The sequence below is a fragment of the Pseudomonas sp. 8209 genome (assembly GCF_028682105.1).
Taxonomy (GTDB): Bacteria; Pseudomonadota; Gammaproteobacteria; order Pseudomonadales; family Pseudomonadaceae; genus Aquipseudomonas; species Aquipseudomonas palmensis.
Genome location: NZ_JANIAH010000001.1, coordinates 90,037 through 106,971 on the forward strand (window position 1 = coordinate 90,037; position 16,935 = coordinate 106,971).

Below are 16,935 nucleotides of genomic sequence, written 5' to 3' on the forward strand. Positions count from 1 at the left end.
CCAACTGTATCGCAGCGCTGCGCACCGACTTGGTTAGTGTCACTTCACAACAACACACCGCCGGACACCCGCCATGCTCACCTCGCTCAACCTGCTGATGGCCTTCGTGCTGTTCGCCTTCGTCTCCTCGATCACCCCCGGCCCCAACAACACCATGTTGCTGGCCTCCGGCGTGAACTTCGGTGTGCGTCGCACCATTCCACACGCGCTGGGCATCAGTATCGGCTTCATGGTGCTGGTACTGGCGGTGGGCCTTGGCCTGGGCGAGCTGTTCAAGGCCTATCCGCTGGCCTACGGCGTGCTGCGCTACGTGGGCGCCAGCTACCTGCTGTACCTGGCCTGGAAGATCGCCAATTCCGGCCCCATGACCAGCGCCGAACCCGGCACGCGCAAGCCCCTGGGTTTCTGGGGCGCGGCAGCCTTCCAGTGGGTCAACCCCAAGGCCTGGGTCATGGCCATGGGCGCCATCACCACCTATGCACCCAGCCAGGGCTACCTGACCAACGTGATCGTGATCGCCGCGGTGTTCGCCGTGGTCAACCTGCCCAGCGTGTGCGTGTGGGTGATGTTCGGCAGCGCGCTGCGCACCGTGCTGCAGGAACCACGCTGGCTCAAGCTGTTCAATTGGCTGATGGCCGCACTGCTGGTGCTATCGCTGTATCCACTGCTGTTTGTAGAATCCGGTTTTGTGTAACCCCCACAGCGAGTCCCGATGGAACTGATCCCCTGGTCGCATGACTGCGCCGAACACTTCACCCTGCGCGGCTGGCGCTCACCCGCCAGCGGCAAGCCGCTGCTGCATTTCATCCACGGCACCGGGTTCTGCTGCCTGGCCTACCAGCCGCTGCTGGAGCGCCTGGCCGAGCATTTCGACCTGTGGCTGTGCGATGTGCAGGGCCATGGCGACAGCGATCATGGCGGCGCCTTCGTGGGCTGGAACCGCAGCGCCGCGCTGGCGATCGAGGCCTTCCAGGCAGGCCGCGGCGAATACGGGCAGGTGGCGTGCTTTGCCATGGGCCACAGTTTCGGCGGGGTGCTGACCGGCTTGATGCTGGCGCTGCAACCGGGCCTGTTTCAGCGGGCGGTATTGCTTGACCCTGTGGTGTTCAGCCGCTCGATGCTGGGGGTGATGAGCGTGGCGACGCTGTTCGGCATGCACCGTCGCCACGGCCTGGCACGCAAGGCCGCCACCCGGCGCAGCCACTGGCCCGACCGCGAGGCGGCCTACGCCGCGCTGCACGGGCGCGGCATTTTCAAGGGCTGGCACGACGAGGCGCTGCAGGCCTATGTGGACCACGCCATCGGCGACTGCGGCGAAGGGGTAGTGCTCAAGTGCCGGCCTGCGCGCGAAGTGGACGTGTTCAGTTCGTTCCCGCGCGGGCTGTGGGCTGCCCTGGCCCAGGTGCAGACACCCGCACGGGTGCTGCATGGCATCACCACCTATCCCTTCGTACCCGTGTCGCTGGCGCGCTGGGCGCGTCTGAACCCAAGGGTCGAGCTGCGCGAGGTGCCCGGCGGGCACTGCTTCATGCAGGAAGATCCGCAGGCCTGTGCGCACGAGGTGCAAACCTACCTGCTGGCTGATGGCAGGTTGTCCATTTCGCGACGAATACTGGCCCGTACGCTAGCGAACGCCAACCGCTGACCCCCTTAGAGTGCATCCTTGAACAACAACAGGGAGCACGAACATGAACCAGGCGGTCAGCCCCGAACCACCGGTTACCCAAGCCACCGAGCGCGTGCGCGTGATGACGCTGCGCCGCGCCCTGGGCGCAGCCGGCACGCTGGCGGTACTAGGGGTTGCCTTGTATGTGTGGCACAGCGGGCGCTTCAACGAACAGACCGACGATGCCTACGTGCGCGCCGACTGGGCGCCGATCAGTGCGCGGGTGGGGGGCTATGTGGCCCAGGTCAGCGTGGCCGACAATGCCGTGGTCAAGGCCGGCGACCTGCTGGTACAGCTGGACGACCGCGACTATCGCCAGCAGGTGCGCCAGGCCCGTGCGGCGCTGGCCGCCAGTACCGCTTCGGTGCAGGCGCAGCAGGCCGTGCTGGTGACCCTGGCGGCGCAGCTGGAGGGGCAAGGGCAGGCGATTGCCCGTGCCGCCGCCGAGCGCGAGGCGGGCGGTGCCGAGGCGCGGCGCGCCGAACTCGACTGGCAGCGTTACCGCCAGTTGATCGGCATGAACGCGGTGAGTGCCCAGCGTGCCGAACGCGCCAGCACCACACGCACCCAGGCGCAGGCCACGCTCAAGGGCGCGGACGCCGGCTGGGCGATGCAGCGGGCCCGCCACCAGGTGCTGGCCAGCCAGCAGCGCGAGGCCCGAGCCGAACTGGTGCGCCGCGAGGCCGAGCTGGAACAGGCCGAGGCGGCCCTGGCCCTGGCCGAGAACGCCCTGGCCGACACCCAGGTACGGGCGCCCTTCGACGGCGTGGTGGGGCAGCGCAAGGTGCGTGTGCAGCAGTACGTCAGCCCCGGCCTGCCACTGCTGGCAGTGGTACCGGTGGAGCAGGCCTACGTGGTGGCCAACTTCAAGGAAACCCAGCTCGAACACATGCGCCCGGGGCAGCGCGCGACCCTGGAGGTGGACACCTTCGGCCGGCACTGGCAGGGCACGGTCGACAGCGTCTCGCCCGGCTCGGGGGCGGTGTTCGCGCTGTTGCCGCCCGACAACGCCACCGGCAACTTCACCAAGATCGTGCAGCGCTTTGCCGTGCGTATTCACCTCGACCCGGTGGAACCCGGCACGCCGCGGCTGCTGCCGGGCATGTCGGTGATCGCCACCATCGATACGCGCACGGCGCAGGTGCGCGATGAGCACTGAAGACAAGGTATCGCTGCGCGCGTGGGTGGCGGTGATCGGTGGCTTGTTCGGCTGCTTCATGGCGGGCATGAACGTGCACGTCACCAGTGCCGCGCTGCCGGAAATCGAAGGCGCGCTGGGGGCGACGTTCGAGGAAGGCTCGTGGATCTCCACCGCCTACCTGGTGGCGGAAATCACCATGATTCCGCTCACCGCCTGGCTGGTGCAGGTGTTCTCGCTGCGCCGGGTGATGCTGGTGGGCTCGCTGGTGTTCCTGATCAGCTCGGTCAGTTGCGCGCTGGCGCCGAACCTGCAGGCGATGATCGCCATCCGCGTGATCCAGGGCGCTTCGGGGGCGGTGCTGATCCCGCTGTCGATGCAATTGATCATCACCGAGCTGCCGCCGAGCAAGATCGCCCTGGGCATGGCCTTGTTCAGCCTCTCCAACAGCGTGGCCCAGGCCGCCGGGCCGTCGATCGGCGGCTGGCTGACAGACGCCTATTCATGGCGCTGGATCTTCCTGCTGCAACTGCTGCCCGGGGTGGCGCTGCTGGCGGCGGTGGCGTGGTCGATCCCGGCGCAGGCCGGCGACCGCGCCCAGTTGCGCGGCGCCGACTGGCTGGGCATCGCGGCCATGGCGCTGGGGCTGGGCGCGCTGCAGATCGTGCTGGAGGAGGGCGGGCGCGAGGACTGGTTCGATTCGGCGTTCATCGTCACCTTCAGCGTGATTGCCGTGGTGGCGCTGGCGCTGTTCGTGCAGCGCCAGCTGTGGGGCGCGCGGCCCTTCATCAACCTGCGCCTGCTGGCCAGCTACAACTTCGGCGTGGCCAGCCTGGCCATGGCGGTGTTCGGGGCGGCGACCTTCGGGCTGGTGTTTCTGGTGCCCAACTACCTGTCCCAGGTGCAGGGCTACAACGCCCGCGAAATCGGCATCAGCCTGATCGCCTACGGCATGGTGCAGTTGCTGCTGGCGCCGCTGCTGCCGCGCCTGATGCGCTGGCTCAACGCCAAGGTGCTGGTGGCCAGCGGCTTCGCGATCATGGCGCTGGGCTGCTGGCTGGGGGCGCACCTGTCGGCGGACGCGGCGAAGAACGTGATCATCCCCTCCACGGTGGTGCGCGGGCTGGGCCAGCCGCTGATCATGGTGGCGCTGTCGGTGCTGGCGGTGAAAGGGCTGGACAAGGCCCAGGCCGGCTCGGCCTCGGCGCTGATCTCGATGCTGCGCAACCTGGGCGGTGCGGTGGGCACGGCGCTGCTGACGCAGCTGGTGTCGTTGCGCGAACGGTTTCACGGGCAGCGTATCAATGAGAGCCTGACGCTGTTCGATGCACCCGTGCAGCAGCGTCTGCCCGGCGGGGTGCTCGATGCACAGGCCCCGGCGCACCTGCAGGTGCTGGCGCAGCTGGACCAGACGGTGCATCAGCAGGCCTACCTGATGGCGTATTCGGATGCGTTCTATGTGTCGTGCGTGGCGTTGGCGGTGTGTGCGCTGGCGTCGCTGCTGCTGCGCCAGCATGCACGCTGACTAGTCGGCGTCGGGCTGGCCGTAGGCTGGGGTCTTGCCGAAGTAGGCACTGGGCGAGACCCCCAGGGTGCGGCGGAACATGGCGCTGAAGGCGCTGGGGCTGTCGTAGCCCAGGTCCAGCGCCACGTTCAGGATCGAGTGCCCGGCGGCCAGCGCGTCGAGGCTGGCCAGCAGGCGCAGGCGGCGCAGCCACTGGATGAAGCTCAGGCCGGTTTCGCGCTGGAAGGCGCGGGTCAGGGTGCGTGCGTTCAGGCCGCTGTGGGCGGCGGCGCGCTGCAGGCTCCAGGGGCTGGCCGGGTCGTCGCGCAGGGCCTGGCACAGCGCGGCCAGTTGCGGGTCGACCGGCAGCGGCACGTACAGGGCCAGAATTGGCAGCACGCGGATCTCGTCCAGAATCAACTGCATCACCCGCTCGTCACGCCCGCCGGGCGGGTAGTCGGCGGGGATGAGCATGGCGCTGATGATCAGTTGACGCAGCAGCGGCGGGATGTCCACCACGCGGCAGGTCAGCGGCAGGTCGGGGCGCGCGTCGGAGGCGACGAACAGGGTGCGCATGCGGACCTGGCCGGCCATCTTCAGGTCGTGTTCGACGGCGGCGGGCACCCATACGCCGCGCCCTGGCGGAACCACCCAGCAGCCCTGGCTGGAGTTGACCGTGATCACCCCGCTCAGGGCATGGATCAGCTGGGCGCGGTTGTGGCAGTGCGGGGCGATGCGCTCGCCGTGGGGGTAGTTTTCTGCCAGGGGGACAATCGGCTGCATGGCGGTGCGTTGGGATTGAGGGTGGGGGGGCAGTATGCCTGATGATCGGTGGGTGCAGGATCAGCGAATGCTGTGCATTCGATCGCGGGGCAAGCCCGCTCCCACAGGTACAGCGCCTATTCAAAGAGTGCCGCAATCCCCGTGGGAGCGGGCTTGACCCGCGATCTGGCGCATAGCGCCAGCAAACCCTGGCACATCAATCGATCCCGCTCTGGGCAAACTCCTGGGCCAGAAAATCCAGCAGGTGCCGCACCGAAGGCAGCAGCCCGCGCCGTGAGGCAAACACCGCGTGCACCAGCCCGCATTGCGGTGCCCAGTGCGGGGTGGGCTGCACCAGCTCGCCACGGGCAAGCTCGTCGCGGATCACCACCAGTGGCAGGTGCACCACCCCCACGCCCGCCAGCGCCGCCTGGCGCAATACCACCAGGTCGTCGGTCACCAGCCGCGGCGTGTGCCGCAAGCTGGCCGTGGCGCCGTCCGGGCCATTGAGCTGCCATTGATAATCGCGCTGCGGGTTGCCCCAGTGCAGGCTCGGCAAGGCGGCCAGGTCGGCGGGCACGATGGGCCTGGGCAACGACGCCAGCAAGCCGGGCGCGGCCACCAGCAACTGCGTGCTGTTGGCCAGCACCTTCATCACCAGGTCGCTGCTCTCCAGCGGCGGCACCCGCACCCGCAGCGCAATGTCGATGCCTTCCTGGATCAGGTCCACATGGCGGTTGGTGCTCTCGATATGCAGCTGCACCAGCGGGCACTGCACCATGAAGCGCGACAGCATCGGCCCCACCCAGAAATCCAGCAGCGCCGTGGGGCAGCTCAGGCGCACGATGCCCTGGGGCTCGGCACGGTGGCGCTCGATCAGCTCGGCCGCACCCTCGGCCTCCACCAGCATGGCCACGCAATGGCGGTGGTAGGCCTGCCCGATGTCGGTTACCGAAAAATGCCGGGTGGAACGCTGGATCAGGCGCACCCCGAGGCGCTCCTCGAGCCCGGCCACCCGCCGGCTGAGTTTGGACTTGGGCATGTCCAGGGCACGGCCGGCGGCGGCAAAGCCACCGTGCTCGACCACCTGGGCGAAGTAGTACAGGTCGTTGAGGTCTTCCACCACTGTTCTCCAAATGGAACGCTGAGGGCACTTTACGCTATCTACCGCCTTCAGCGTTGCGCCCTTATCGTTGGCTTCATGCACGAGAGGAGGTAGCTCATGAAAAAGATCCAAGGCGTCTACAGCAGCCCGCACCCGCATTGGGTGGGTGACGGCTTCCCGGTACGCAGCCTGTTCACCTACGACAACCTGGCCCAGCACATCAGCCCGTTCCTGCTGCTCGACTACGCCGGGCCCCATGCCTTCACCCCCACCAGCGCCCGTCGCGGCGTCGGCCAGCACCCGCACCGCGGTTTCGAAACGGTGACCATCGTCTACCAGGGCGAACTGGAGCACCGCGACTCCACCGGTGCCGGCGGCCTGATCGGCCCGGGCGATGTGCAGTGGATGACGGCCGCAGGCGGCATCCTGCATGAAGAGTTCCATGCGCCGTCGTTCGCCCGCAGTGGCGGCACCCTGGAGATGGTGCAGTTGTGGGTCAACCTGCCGGCCCGGCACAAGTCTGCCCCTGCCGGCTACCAGACCCTGCTGGCCGCCGACATCCCCAGCGTGGCGCTGCCCGGCGGTGCCGGCAGCCTGCGGGTGATCGCCGGTGACTACCACGGCCATCGCGGCCCGGCGCGCACCTTCACGCCGATGCAGGTGTGGGACATGCAGCTCAAGTCCGGCAAGCCCGTGCGGTTGCCTGCCCAGGCCGGTCACAGCAGCGCCCTGGTGGTGCTGCGCGGCCAGGTCACGGTCAATGGCGAGCGTTCGGTGGGCCCGGCACAACTGGTGCTGCTGGAGCGTGCCGGCGACGAAGTGCTGCTGCAGGCCGACAGCGAGGCGGCGGTGCTGTGGCTCAGCGGCGAGCCGCTGGATGAACCCATCGTCGGCTACGGCCCGTTCGTGATGAACAGCGATGCCGAGATCGAGGCGGCGTTCGCCGATTTTCGCGCCGGGCGCTTCGGCCAGATGACCAATGGCGGCGGCACTGTCACACGCGCCGACTAGGGTCTGTATGCAACTCACGTTTGTCCCAACTCCGGCGCCACGGCGCCGGACCACCCCTGCAAGGAGTATGACCATGAGTGTTCCCTACACCCGTCTGGACAAGAACAACGCCGCCGTGCTGCTGGTCGACCATCAGGCCGGGCTGCTCTCGCTGGTGCGTGACATCGAGCCGGACAAGTTCAAGAACAACGTGCTGGCGCTGGCCGACCTGGCCGAGTACTTCAAGCTGCCCACCATCCTCACCACCAGCTTTGAAAGCGGCCCCAACGGCCCGCTGGTGCCCGAGCTCAAGGCGCAGTTCCCTGACGCGCCGTACATCGCGCGCCCCGGCCAGATCAACGCCTGGGACAACGAGGACTTCGTCAAGGCGGTCAAGGCCACGGGCAAGAAGCAGCTGATCATCGCCGGTGTGGTCACCGAGGTGTGCGTGGCGTTCCCGGCGCTGTCGGCGATTGCCGAAGGCTTCGAGGTGTTCGTGATCACCGACGCCTCCGGCACCTTCAACCCGATCACCCGCGACGCGGCCTGGGACCGCATGTCGTCGGCCGGTGCGCAACTGATGACCTGGTTCGGCGCAGCCTGCGAACTGCACCGCGACTGGCGCAACGATGTCGAAGGGTTGGGCGCGCTGTTCTCCAACCACATCCCCGACTACCGCAACCTGATCACCAGCTACAACACCCTCACCGGCGCCAACCAGTAGCCCGCCTCACTGCGCGTCGCCGCGCCTGCCCCCGGTTTCATCGGCGGGCAGGTCGGTGGCGCGGTCTTCGCCGATCTCCCGGTACTCCTTGAGCAACTGCTTGAGCTGGCTGTTGTCCAGCTGGTCGAGGTTCATCAGCGCGTTGTGCGCCGCCTTGGTCGAGCGCAGCAGTTCGTCGAGCTTGATGTGCAGCACGTCGTTGTCGCGGTTCTGGGTGTTCTGGATGACGAACACCATCAGGAAGGTGACGATGGTGGTCGAGGTGTTGATGATCAGCTGCCAGGTGTCGTTGTAGTCGAACCACGGCCCGGTGACGGCCCAGACCACGATCAGTACCAGTGCGATGAGGAAGGTGCGCGAGCGACCGGCCTGTTTGGCCAGGCCCTGGGCGAAGCGTTCGAATTTCATGGCAGACTCTTGTGTGGGGATCTACTGGGTAGACCCTGCGGCGTTGCCGAAATTCTTTGTAACATCAGGGGAAGACGACATGGGGCAGGACCACGGGGCACCGACGCACCTGGTGCGGGTGATACCCACCGATTACGGCCAGTTCGTGCTGGAGCTGAACAATGGCGAGCACCGCTTGCTCAAGGGCCTGGTGCTGACCCGCGAGCTGGGCTGGAGCGAGCTTGCCAACCCACGCAAGGCGCGCCAGCGAACCTTCAGTGCCACCCAGCTCGGTTGGCCGGGTGGGCGTACGCTGGGGCTCGACTACCTGCTCGCGCAGGCACAGCCGATGAACGAGCGCGAGCTGGGCTGGCAGTCGGTGGACTTCTCCCAGTGCAACCGCGCGCCCACCCCGGAGCACGACACCCACCACGTGTACTTCGTGAGCCTCAAGCCCTTCGACCCGCAGCCATTCGGCCTGGGCGAGTCGATTCACGGCGGCCATGGCGAGCGGGGCGGCATGTTTTCCTTCGACCTGGCCGGGCTTGTGGCGTGGCCCAACTGGCGCGAACACTTCGAGCTGGCCGGCTGTGGCTGGGCCATTGCCCTGGTCGACGCCAACACCACGGATGCGCAGGCATTGCTGGACGTATTGATAGACGCCTGGTGCCAGCGTGAGGCCTGAGCTCAGCCCCGGGGCATCAGGCCCAGGCCATTGAGCAGCAGCGCCGCGACGAACAGGCTGACCCCGAACGCCGTGTGCGCCGCCAGGCTGCGCAGGCGTGCCACCTTGGGGTTGGGGGTGCGACGGGCCAGTACGCCAGCGCCCATGCCCGGCTGCAGAATGAAGAACGGCGCCACCAGTGTGCCGATACCGATCGCCAGCGCCGGCAGCAGGGTAGGGCTATGGGCCCAGCCGATGCCGAAGATCGCCAGCAGCAGCCCGGCGTACAGCACCCCGATCACATAGTGCGTCGCCCAGCCCAGCAGGGCTTCGCCCGGTACGGGCGGCGCCTTGGCGATGCTGTCATGAGTGAACTGACCATGGCGCAGGTGCGCCACCCAGCGCCCGACCATCGGCCAGCTGGGCGTGGGCACCTTCAGCACCCGCTTCTGTGTTTCGGCCCACAGGTCGGCCAGCGCCGTGCCCAGCAGCCCGATCAGGCTGGCACTGGCGATGAAGGGAAGCAGAGGGGACATGGCGTTGCTCCTGAATAAAACATTCAATGAATTGATTGAATGATTGGCGAATGATAGCTTCCTGTCAATGACCGACCTTCCTCAGCAACACTTCATCGATATCGCCGAGCTGGCCCGCACCCTGGGCCATGCGCATCGGCTGCACCTGCTCGAACACATCGCCCAGGGCGAGCGTGCGGTCGAGCGCCTGGCCGAACTGTGCGGGTTGTCCGTGGCCAACACCTCCCAGCACCTGCAGCACCTGCGACGCGCCGGCGTGGTACAGACCCGCCGTGACGGCAAGCGCGTGCTGTACCGCCTGGGTGGTGGGCCGATCCTGGAGGTGCTGGCGGCACTGGGGCAGTTCGCCGAGCACAACCGCCTGGCGGTGCGCGAGCTGCTGGCCGACAGCATGAGTGCTCAGGAGCGCCTGGAGGCGATGTCACGCGACGAACTGGTGCAGCGCCTGCACGAGCAGAGCATCACCCTGCTGGATGTGCGCTCCCACGAGGAATACGCCCTGGGGCACTTGCCGGGGGCGATCAGCATGCCACTGGACGAGCTGCAGCAGCGCCTGGCCGAACTGCCGCAGGGCCAGGAGATCGTTGCCTACTGCCGTGGCCCCTGGTGCGTGCTGTCGAGTACCGCCACCGCGGCCTTGCGCGAGCACGGCTTCAAGGTGCGCCGGCTCGACAGCGGCCTGCCGGACTGGCAGGCGGCAGGGCTGCCGGTGGAGGCCTGAGCCTCTGCGGCGGCCCCTGGCGCTTTCGCGCGCGGGCCTGGCAGCGTTACCATCGACGGTCTGACTTTCCATAAAAACAATCAGGAAGCCTATGAACGCCCAAGCCTTACCCCTGCAAGACCTCGCCGCGCCAGAGGGCGTGTGCTACGGCTGCGGTACCTCGCACCCCAGCGGCCTGCACCTGAAAAGCCACTGGGCCGAGGACGGCAGCCACGTGCTGTGCCGGCACGAACCCGATGCCACCTTCACCGGCTGGCCGGGGCTGGTGTACGGCGGGTTGCTGGCGATGCTGGTGGACTGCCATTCGAACTGGACCGCCATGGCCTGGCACTACCGCGCCGAAGGCCGCGAGCCGGGCAGCCTGCCGCGCATCGACTGCGTCACCGGCAAGCTTTCGCTGACCTACCTCAAGCCCACCCCGATGGGCGTGGAGCTGGTGCTCAAGGCGTGGGTCGAGGGTGAGGTGGGGCGCAAGAGCCGGGTCATCTGCGAAGTCTGGGCCGGCGACGTGCTCACCGTGACGGCCGACTCGGTGTTCGTGCGCGTCGACACCGAACGCCTCAAGCAACAGGCCCACGCGACCGTGTAACCCCGGGGGCGATGGCCTTGGACATGTCCCTGGCCGTCGCCCCAGCCAACTCAGAACGGCATCGCCAGCGTCACCTGGCTGTACAGGTTGGTGCCATTGCCGCCCACCTGATTGCCCCCCGTGTTCTCGTCCTTTTTCGGCTGGTACAGCCCCACCAGCGGGCTGACGATCAGGTGCGGGCTGACTGCCCATTCCACGTACAGGTCCAGCTCGCGGGCACCGAGGTTCAGCGCGTTGCGTGTGTGCAGGGTATCGAAGTCGAAATACAGCGCGCCCAGGGTCAGGTTCTCCAGTGGCTTGGCCACCAGGCCCAGGTGATGCACCCCGGTATTGCTGTTGAACGGCCCCGCGTAGTTGGCCGCCACCTCTCCCTGGAACCAGGTGCCGTAGCCGGTGCTCAGCCCGGTGAACAAGGCATCCCAGCCTTCGGAATAGCGGGTGTAGCGGTAGGTCAGGCTGGGTGCCCAGGGCAGCTCGGCGAAGGTGTAGCCGGCCTCGGCGTACCAGGCCTTTTCCGGGCCGGCCTGCTTGTCCTGCCAGGCGTATTCGAAGGCGAAGCTGGCGTTGTCGATACCGGCGTTGCCTTCGCCGCGCAGGCTGTAGGTGTCCATGCCGTCGCGTTGGCGCTGGAATTCGCTGGCCCATTGCTCGGTGACGCCCAGGCCGTGAATCCAGGTCAGCCCCAGGGTGCCGGCCGCGGTGGTGTAGTCCAGGGAGCCGGCGGCCAGTTCGGTCTCGGCCTGGGCGCGGTTGTCGGACTTGAGCCACAGCACGCTGGCGTGCACGCCACGCTCGCCGCCCAGGCGCAGCACGGCGGTGCGGTCGAAGGCGTGGCGCGCCGCCAGGTAATAGGCGCCGCCACGGTCCAGCGCGCCGTCGGCGGGGCCTTTGCCGAGGTTGGGGCCGTCGTCGTTGATCAGAAAGCCGCGGCCCAGCTTGACCACCTGACGGCCGAACGAGGCATCCACGCCATCCTTGCCCAGCAACGGGAACAGCTCGCCGGAGCGCCAGCCGAGGTAGGCGTCCTCCAGCTTGGTGGTGCGCTCGGTGCCGTCGGTGTTGCCGGCTGCGTCGCCATCGCCCCAGGTGGCGGAACTGACCCAGCTGAGTGCGCCGTAGGCACTGCCGTTGCCGGCCAGGCGCTGGTCGCCGCTGATTCCATACTTGATGAAGCCCTCGCGCCAGGTCGAGCCGCCGGGCGTGGCGTCGTAGTTCTTGCGGCTGTTGAACAGGCCGTACACCGCCAGGATGTCGGCATTCAGGTGGGACTCGTCATCGGCGTAGAGCTCGATGGCCTGGGCTGATGGCTGGGCCAGCAGCGCAGCCAGGCTGAGGGCGGCAAGCAGGTGAGGGTGCAGGTTCATGGTGGTGGGGTCCCCGGGTTGGCGTGAGTGGTGGCCATTTAGGGCGGGGACGGTGGGGGCTGTCTTTGATCTGGCTGCCACATGGATTGATTGTGGGCGCCAAGCGGGTAGGTGCCGGGGTGCTTGCCAGAAGCAGGTTGCTTGGGGCTGTGAGGTTGGCTTCTGCCCGCAGGGTGTGTCAGGCAAACCGTGCGCGCAGGTTTTGCTGCCGCTACGCGCCAGATCGCGGGGCAAGCCCGCTCCCACGGCCTTGCGGCCAGAAGCAGGTTGTTAGGGGCTGTGAGGTTGGCTTCTGCCCGCAGGGCGTGGGAGTTGGCTTGGCCGACGATCGAGCGCGAAGCGGTCGTAAAACCTGAGTGCAGGGTGTGTCAGGCAAACCGGGTGCGCTGGTTTTGCTGCCGCTTTGCGCCAGATCGCGGGGCAAGCCCGCTCCCACGGCCTTGCGGCCAGAAGCAGGTTGTTTGGGGCTGTGAGGTTGGCTTCTGCCCGCAGGGTGTGTCAGGCAAACCGTGCGCGCAGGTTTTGCTGCCGCTTCGCGCCAGATCGCGGGGCAAGCCCGCTCCCACGGCCTTGCGGCCAGAAGCAGGTTGTTTGGGGCTGTGAGGTCGGCTGCTGCCCGCAGGGCGTGGGAGTTGGCTTGGCCGACGATCGAGCGCGAAGCGGTCGTAAAACCTGAGTGCAGGGTGTGTCAGGCAAATCGGGTGCGCTGGTTTTGCTGCCGCTTTGCGCCAGATCGCGGGGCAAGCCCGCTCCCACGGCCTTGCGGCCAGAAGCAGGTTGTTTGGGGCTGTGAGGTTGGCTTCTGCCCGCAGGGTGTGTCAGGCAAACCGTGCGCGCAGGTTTTGCTGCCGCTTCGCGCCAGATCGCGGGGCAAGCCCGCTCCCACGGCCTTGCGGCCAGAAGCAGGTTGTTTGGGGCTGTGAGGTCGGCTGCTGCCCGCAGGGCGTGGGAGTTGGCTTGGCCGACGATCGAGCGCGAAGCGGTCGTAAAACCTGAGTGCAGGGTGTGTCAGGCAAATCGGGTGCGCTGGTTTTGCTGCCGCTTTGCGCCAGATCGCGGGGCAAGCCCGCTCCCACGGCCTTGCGGCCAGAAGCAGGTTGTTTGGGGCTGTGAGGTTGGCTTCTGCCCGCAGGGTGTGTCAGGCAAACCGTGCGCGCAGGTTTTGCTGCCGCTTCGCGCCAGATCGCGGGGCAAGCCCGCTCCCACGGCCTTGCGGCCAGAAGCAGGTTGTTTGGGGCTGTGAGGTCGGCTGCTGCCCGCAGGGCGTGGGAGTTGGCTTGGCCGACGATCGAGCGCGAAGCGGTCGTAAAACCTGAGTGCAGGGTGTGTCAGGCAAATCGGGTGCGCTGGTTTTGCTGCCGCTTTGCGCCAGATCGCGGGGCAAGCCCGCTCCCACGGCCTTGCGGCCAGAAGCAGGTTGTTTGGGGCTGTGAGGTTGGCTTCTGCCCGCAGGGCGTGGGAGTTGGCTTGGCCGACGATCGAGCGCGAAGCGGTCGTAAAACCTGAGTCCAGGGTGTGTCAGGCAAACCGGCTACGGCCAGAAGTGCCCTGGCAGGCTGCAACAAAACCCCAGGCAGCCACGGGCAAGACGCCAGTCAACCGCCAGCGCACAGTGGCGCATAACCACAACAACGGCATTCGAGGTCGCTCATCATGTCGCTCAACCACACCCTCAGCGTGCACCTGAACCGTGGCACGGTCGGGTTCCCCACCGCGCTGGCCAGCACCATCGGCCTGATCATGGCCAGCCCGGTGATCCTCACCGCCACCACCGGTTTCGGCATCGGCGGCGGTGCGTTCGCCGTGGCCATGCTGATCGCCATGCTGATGATGCTCGCCCAGTCGACCACCTTCGCCGAAGCCGCCGCCATCCTGCCCACCACCGGCTCGGTGTACGACTACATCAACTGCGGCATGGGGCGCTTCTTCGCCCTCACCGGCACGCTGTCGGCCTACCTGATCGTGCACGTGTTCGCCGGCACCGCCGAAACCATCCTGGCCGGGGTGATGGCGCTGGTGAACTTCGAACACCTCAACACCCTGGCCGAATCCGCCGGTGGCTCGTGGCTGCTGGGGGTGGGCTTCGTGGTGGTGTTCGGCATCCTCAATGCGTTCGGCATCAGTGTGTTCAGCAAGGCCGAGATCATCCTCACCTTCGGCATGTGGACCACGCTGATGGTGTTCGGCGTGCTCGGCCTGATCGCCGCCCCGGCGGTGCAACTGGACGGCTGGTTCGGCGCGTCGCTGGTGGGCACCGACCTGATCACCGTGCTGTCGCTGGTGGGCATGGCGATGTTCATGTTCGTCGGCTGCGAGTTCGTCACCCCGCTGGCACCCGACCTGCGCCAGTCGGCGCGCACCCTGCCCAGGGCCATGGCGCTGGGGCTGTTCGGCGTGGCCTCGTGCATGTTCATCTATGGCGCGGCGATGAAGCGCCAGGTCGACAACGTGCTGCTCGACGCCGCCAGCGGCACGCACCTGCTGGACACGCCCATGGCCATTCCGCATTTTGCCCAACAGGTGATGGGCGACATCGGCCCGTTGTGGCTGGGCATCGGCTTTCTGTTCGCCGGCGCCGCCACCATCAACACCCTGATGGCCGGGGTGCCGCGCATCCTCTACGGCATGGCGGTGGATGGCGCGTTGCCCCGGGTTTTCACCTACCTGCACCCACGCTTCAAGACGCCCATCGTGTGCATTCTGGTGGCGATGCTGATCCCGTGCCTGCACGCCTGGTGGCTGGGCGGCAACACCGACACCATCCTGCACCTGGTACTGGCGGCGGTGTGTGCCTGGAGCACCGCCTACCTGCTGGTGACGCTGTCGGTGGTGATCCTGCGCATTCGCCGGCCCGACCTGCCACGGGCCTACCGCTCGCCGCTGTTCCCGCTGCCGCAATTGCTGTCGAGCGTCGGCATCGGCCTGGGCATGTGGTTCATCACCCCGCCGGGCATGAACCCGGCCCAGGTGTACGTGCCATTCGCCTGGATGCTCGGCGCCACGGCGGTGTACGCGCTGTTCTGGACCCTGGTGGTGCAGAAGGTCAACCCGTTCAAGCCGGCCTCGGTCGAAGAGGTGCTGGCGCGCGAATTTGCCCACCAACCGGGAGTCGAGCATGGCGCATACCCAGCCCACACTGTGGCAAAGGCTGTTTGACCGCGCGCCCTCGGGCTACCGACCCGGGGTGACGCTGGCGCACCTGCAGCGCAACCTCGGCCTGGCCGGTTGCGAGGTGCTGGGGCCGGGCAGTGCACGCTACGCCCTGGCCGATGGCAGCCTGGCGTTCGAGGTGCGCGAGCGCACCGAGTCGCAGTTGCTGATGCACCTGGTGCTGTGCGAGTTCCGCCTGCAGGTGCCCTGCCCGCAACAGGGCACGGCGCGGCTGGCGTTGCAGCATACCGGTGCACTGCGGCGCAGCGGCCTGCGCTGGCGCCGGCTGCGTGGCGAGCAGTCCTGGCAGGCGCGGCTGGAACAGGCCCTGGCCCACGACCCGGCCCTGCAACAGGCGCTGATGCCACTGGATTTCAAGCGCCTGCACCTGGACCTGGCAGGCGGCTGCTGGACCCTGACCCTGGAGCACATGGGCGGCAGCGAGGTGGTCAACCGCATGCCGGCGTTTCGTCGCTACATCAGCCTGAACCCCGCACAGCGTGACCTGCTGCTGGCCGCATTGAAAGGTCTGGCGCGGCTTGTCGAAGGCCTCTGAACCCGCAGGCTGGCACCAAAACTGCTTCCACCCTGGCGACGACGAACGTGTTGCGTGCATATAGCTAACATGTTAACTATTGCCCAACAAAAACAAGATGCCATCGTGGAGGTACCCATGAGTACTCATCAGCTCGCCGGCACTGCGCTGGACCGCTGGAATGCCGACATGCAGCACATTTGCGGGCATTTCGAGACCGAACTTGCGTTCAATCGCTCGCTGTTCATCGGCGAGATTTCCACCTGGTCACGCGGCGGCCTGGCCCTGGCCAACCTGCGCACCAACGCCGGGCTGATCCGCCGCGACGGCATCAAGCCCGACCGCGACAACGACCAGCACTGCTTTCTGGTCAGCCAGCGCACCGGTTTCTCCCAGGTCACCCAGAACGGCGTCAGTGTGCAGCTGGCACCGGGCGAGATGCTGCTGATGGACGCGGTCGGGGCCTGTGAAATCATGCCGTTCGGCCTGATCGAACACGCCTCGCTGTCGCTCTCGCGCGAGGCGGTGTGCCGGCAGCTGGGGGGCGATGCGCGTACCTTCGGCAAGATCTCCCAGACCAAGGCCTGCGGGCGCATGCTGCATGTGCTGATGGATCAGCTGTGCAAGGAAAGCGCTCCGGGGGAGGGCGAGCTGGCCGAGGGCCAGGCCCTGCACAGTGCATTTCTGTCGCTGCTCGGGTCGGCCCTGGAGGGCGGCGATGACCAGGTGCAGCCGGGCGCGGCGCTGCATGGCGCCAACCTGCGCAGCTATGTGCAGAAGGTGATCGACGAGTCCCTGGGCCAGCCTGGCCTGTCGCCGGTGAACCTGGCCAACCGCCTGAACATTTCGGTGCGCCACCTCTACCGCCTGTTCGAAGAGCAGGGCGACAGCGTGTGCCGCTACATCCAGCGCACGCGCCTGCAACGCAGCGCCGACGACCTGGCCAACCCGATCCTCAAGACCGAGTCGATCACCACCATCGCCTACAAATGGGGCTTCACCGATTCGGCGCACTTCAGCCGCTCGTTCAAGAAACAGTTCGAACGCTCGCCCAAGGACTACCGCTCCCATAGCCTGGCCGGCCCGGCCTGATAAACCAC

17 protein-coding genes are annotated in these 16,935 nt (G+C 67.2%); 12 read left to right on the top strand and 5 right to left on the bottom strand.

Annotated elements, in window-relative coordinates:
• Positions 1-73 precede the first annotated feature (73 nt).
• Genes NP552_RS00375 through NP552_RS00390 form a run of 4 tightly spaced genes read left to right on the top strand, consistent with a single transcriptional unit; the run spans position 74 to position 4,329 of the window.
• Positions 74-694, top strand: coding sequence for a LysE family translocator (locus NP552_RS00375; RefSeq protein ID WP_274096272.1), 621 nt, complete (start codon positions 74-76; stop codon positions 692-694).
• Positions 695-712: 18 nt separating this feature from the next.
• Positions 713-1,645 carry an alpha/beta fold hydrolase gene (locus NP552_RS00380; RefSeq protein WP_274096273.1) on the top strand — a complete coding sequence of 311 codons (933 nt, stop codon included), beginning with the start codon at positions 713-715 and terminating at the stop codon, positions 1,643-1,645.
• Between the two features lie 43 nt (positions 1,646-1,688).
• Positions 1,689-2,825, top strand: coding sequence for an HlyD family secretion protein (locus tag NP552_RS00385; RefSeq protein ID WP_058540268.1), 1,137 nt, complete (start codon positions 1,689-1,691; stop codon positions 2,823-2,825).
• Positions 2,815-4,329, top strand: coding sequence for an MDR family MFS transporter (locus NP552_RS00390; protein WP_043860227.1), 1,515 nt, complete (start codon positions 2,815-2,817; stop codon positions 4,327-4,329). The genes NP552_RS00385 and NP552_RS00390 overlap by 11 nt, the downstream gene beginning before the upstream one ends.
• Here the strand turns inward: NP552_RS00390 and NP552_RS00395 are convergent, their stop codons facing one another.
• Positions 4,330-5,091 (bottom strand): AraC family transcriptional regulator, encoded by a 762-nt coding sequence (locus NP552_RS00395; protein WP_054914418.1) that lies wholly within the window; start codon positions 5,089-5,091, stop codon positions 4,330-4,332.
• Between the two features lie 196 nt (positions 5,092-5,287).
• Complete coding sequence (locus NP552_RS00400; RefSeq protein ID WP_173925050.1) at positions 5,288-6,196, bottom strand: LysR family transcriptional regulator; 909 nt, start codon at positions 6,194-6,196, stop codon at positions 5,288-5,290.
• Positions 6,197-6,292: 96 nt separating this feature from the next.
• On the opposite strand from NP552_RS00400, the gene NP552_RS00405 reads away from it, so the two are divergent.
• Positions 6,293-7,186 carry a pirin family protein gene (locus tag NP552_RS00405; protein WP_078481248.1) on the top strand — a complete coding sequence of 298 codons (894 nt, stop codon included), beginning with the start codon at positions 6,293-6,295 and terminating at the stop codon, positions 7,184-7,186.
• A gap of 73 nt (positions 7,187-7,259) precedes the next feature.
• Complete coding sequence (gene ycaC, locus NP552_RS00410; protein WP_043860055.1) at positions 7,260-7,889, top strand: isochorismate family cysteine hydrolase YcaC; 630 nt, start codon at positions 7,260-7,262, stop codon at positions 7,887-7,889.
• 6 nt (positions 7,890-7,895) lie between these two features.
• Here the strand turns inward: ycaC and NP552_RS00415 are convergent, their stop codons facing one another.
• On the bottom strand, positions 7,896-8,297 hold the full coding sequence (locus NP552_RS00415) for a low affinity iron permease family protein (RefSeq protein ID WP_043860056.1): 402 nt from the start codon (positions 8,295-8,297) through the stop codon (positions 7,896-7,898).
• A 79-nt stretch (positions 8,298-8,376) separates the two neighbouring features.
• Here NP552_RS00415 and NP552_RS00420 point away from each other — a divergent pair, with 79 nt between their 5' ends.
• Positions 8,377-8,961: a hypothetical protein gene (locus NP552_RS00420; RefSeq protein ID WP_274096274.1), complete on the top strand. Its 585-nt coding sequence runs from the start codon at positions 8,377-8,379 to the stop codon at positions 8,959-8,961.
• Positions 8,962-8,963: 2 nt separating this feature from the next.
• Here NP552_RS00420 and NP552_RS00425 read toward each other — a convergent pair whose 3' ends face one another.
• The gene (locus tag NP552_RS00425; RefSeq protein WP_196932170.1) at positions 8,964-9,476 is read right to left on the bottom strand and encodes a DUF2938 domain-containing protein; all 513 of its coding nucleotides are present in this window, start codon (positions 9,474-9,476) and stop codon (positions 8,964-8,966) included.
• Positions 9,477-9,543: 67 nt separating this feature from the next.
• Here NP552_RS00425 and NP552_RS00430 point away from each other — a divergent pair, with 67 nt between their 5' ends.
• Together NP552_RS00430 and NP552_RS00435 are read left to right on the top strand one after the other, a co-directional pair.
• Complete coding sequence (locus NP552_RS00430; protein WP_274096275.1) at positions 9,544-10,197, top strand: ArsR/SmtB family transcription factor; 654 nt, start codon at positions 9,544-9,546, stop codon at positions 10,195-10,197.
• A 91-nt stretch (positions 10,198-10,288) separates the two neighbouring features.
• Positions 10,289-10,786 (top strand): PaaI family thioesterase, encoded by a 498-nt coding sequence (locus NP552_RS00435; RefSeq protein WP_043860059.1) that lies wholly within the window; start codon positions 10,289-10,291, stop codon positions 10,784-10,786.
• A 50-nt stretch (positions 10,787-10,836) separates the two neighbouring features.
• Here the strand turns inward: NP552_RS00435 and NP552_RS00440 are convergent, their stop codons facing one another.
• On the bottom strand, positions 10,837-12,150 hold the full coding sequence (locus NP552_RS00440) for a hypothetical protein (protein WP_274096276.1): 1,314 nt from the start codon (positions 12,148-12,150) through the stop codon (positions 10,837-10,839).
• A 1,653-nt stretch (positions 12,151-13,803) separates the two neighbouring features.
• Between NP552_RS00440 and NP552_RS00445 the strand changes: the two genes are divergently transcribed.
• The 3 genes from NP552_RS00445 (at position 13,804) to feaR (ending at position 16,927) form a co-directional block, all read left to right on the top strand.
• Positions 13,804-15,306 carry an APC family permease gene (locus tag NP552_RS00445; RefSeq protein ID WP_274096277.1) on the top strand — a complete coding sequence of 501 codons (1,503 nt, stop codon included), beginning with the start codon at positions 13,804-13,806 and terminating at the stop codon, positions 15,304-15,306.
• The gene (locus NP552_RS00450) at positions 15,266-15,856 is read left to right on the top strand and encodes a DUF3156 family protein (protein ID WP_274096278.1); all 591 of its coding nucleotides are present in this window, start codon (positions 15,266-15,268) and stop codon (positions 15,854-15,856) included. The genes NP552_RS00445 and NP552_RS00450 overlap by 41 nt, the downstream gene beginning before the upstream one ends.
• 117 nt (positions 15,857-15,973) lie before the next feature.
• A complete protein-coding gene (gene feaR, locus NP552_RS00455) occupies positions 15,974-16,927 on the top strand; it encodes a transcriptional regulator FeaR (protein WP_058540261.1) in 954 nt (317 codons plus the stop codon).
• Positions 16,928-16,935: the final 8 nt, after the last annotated feature.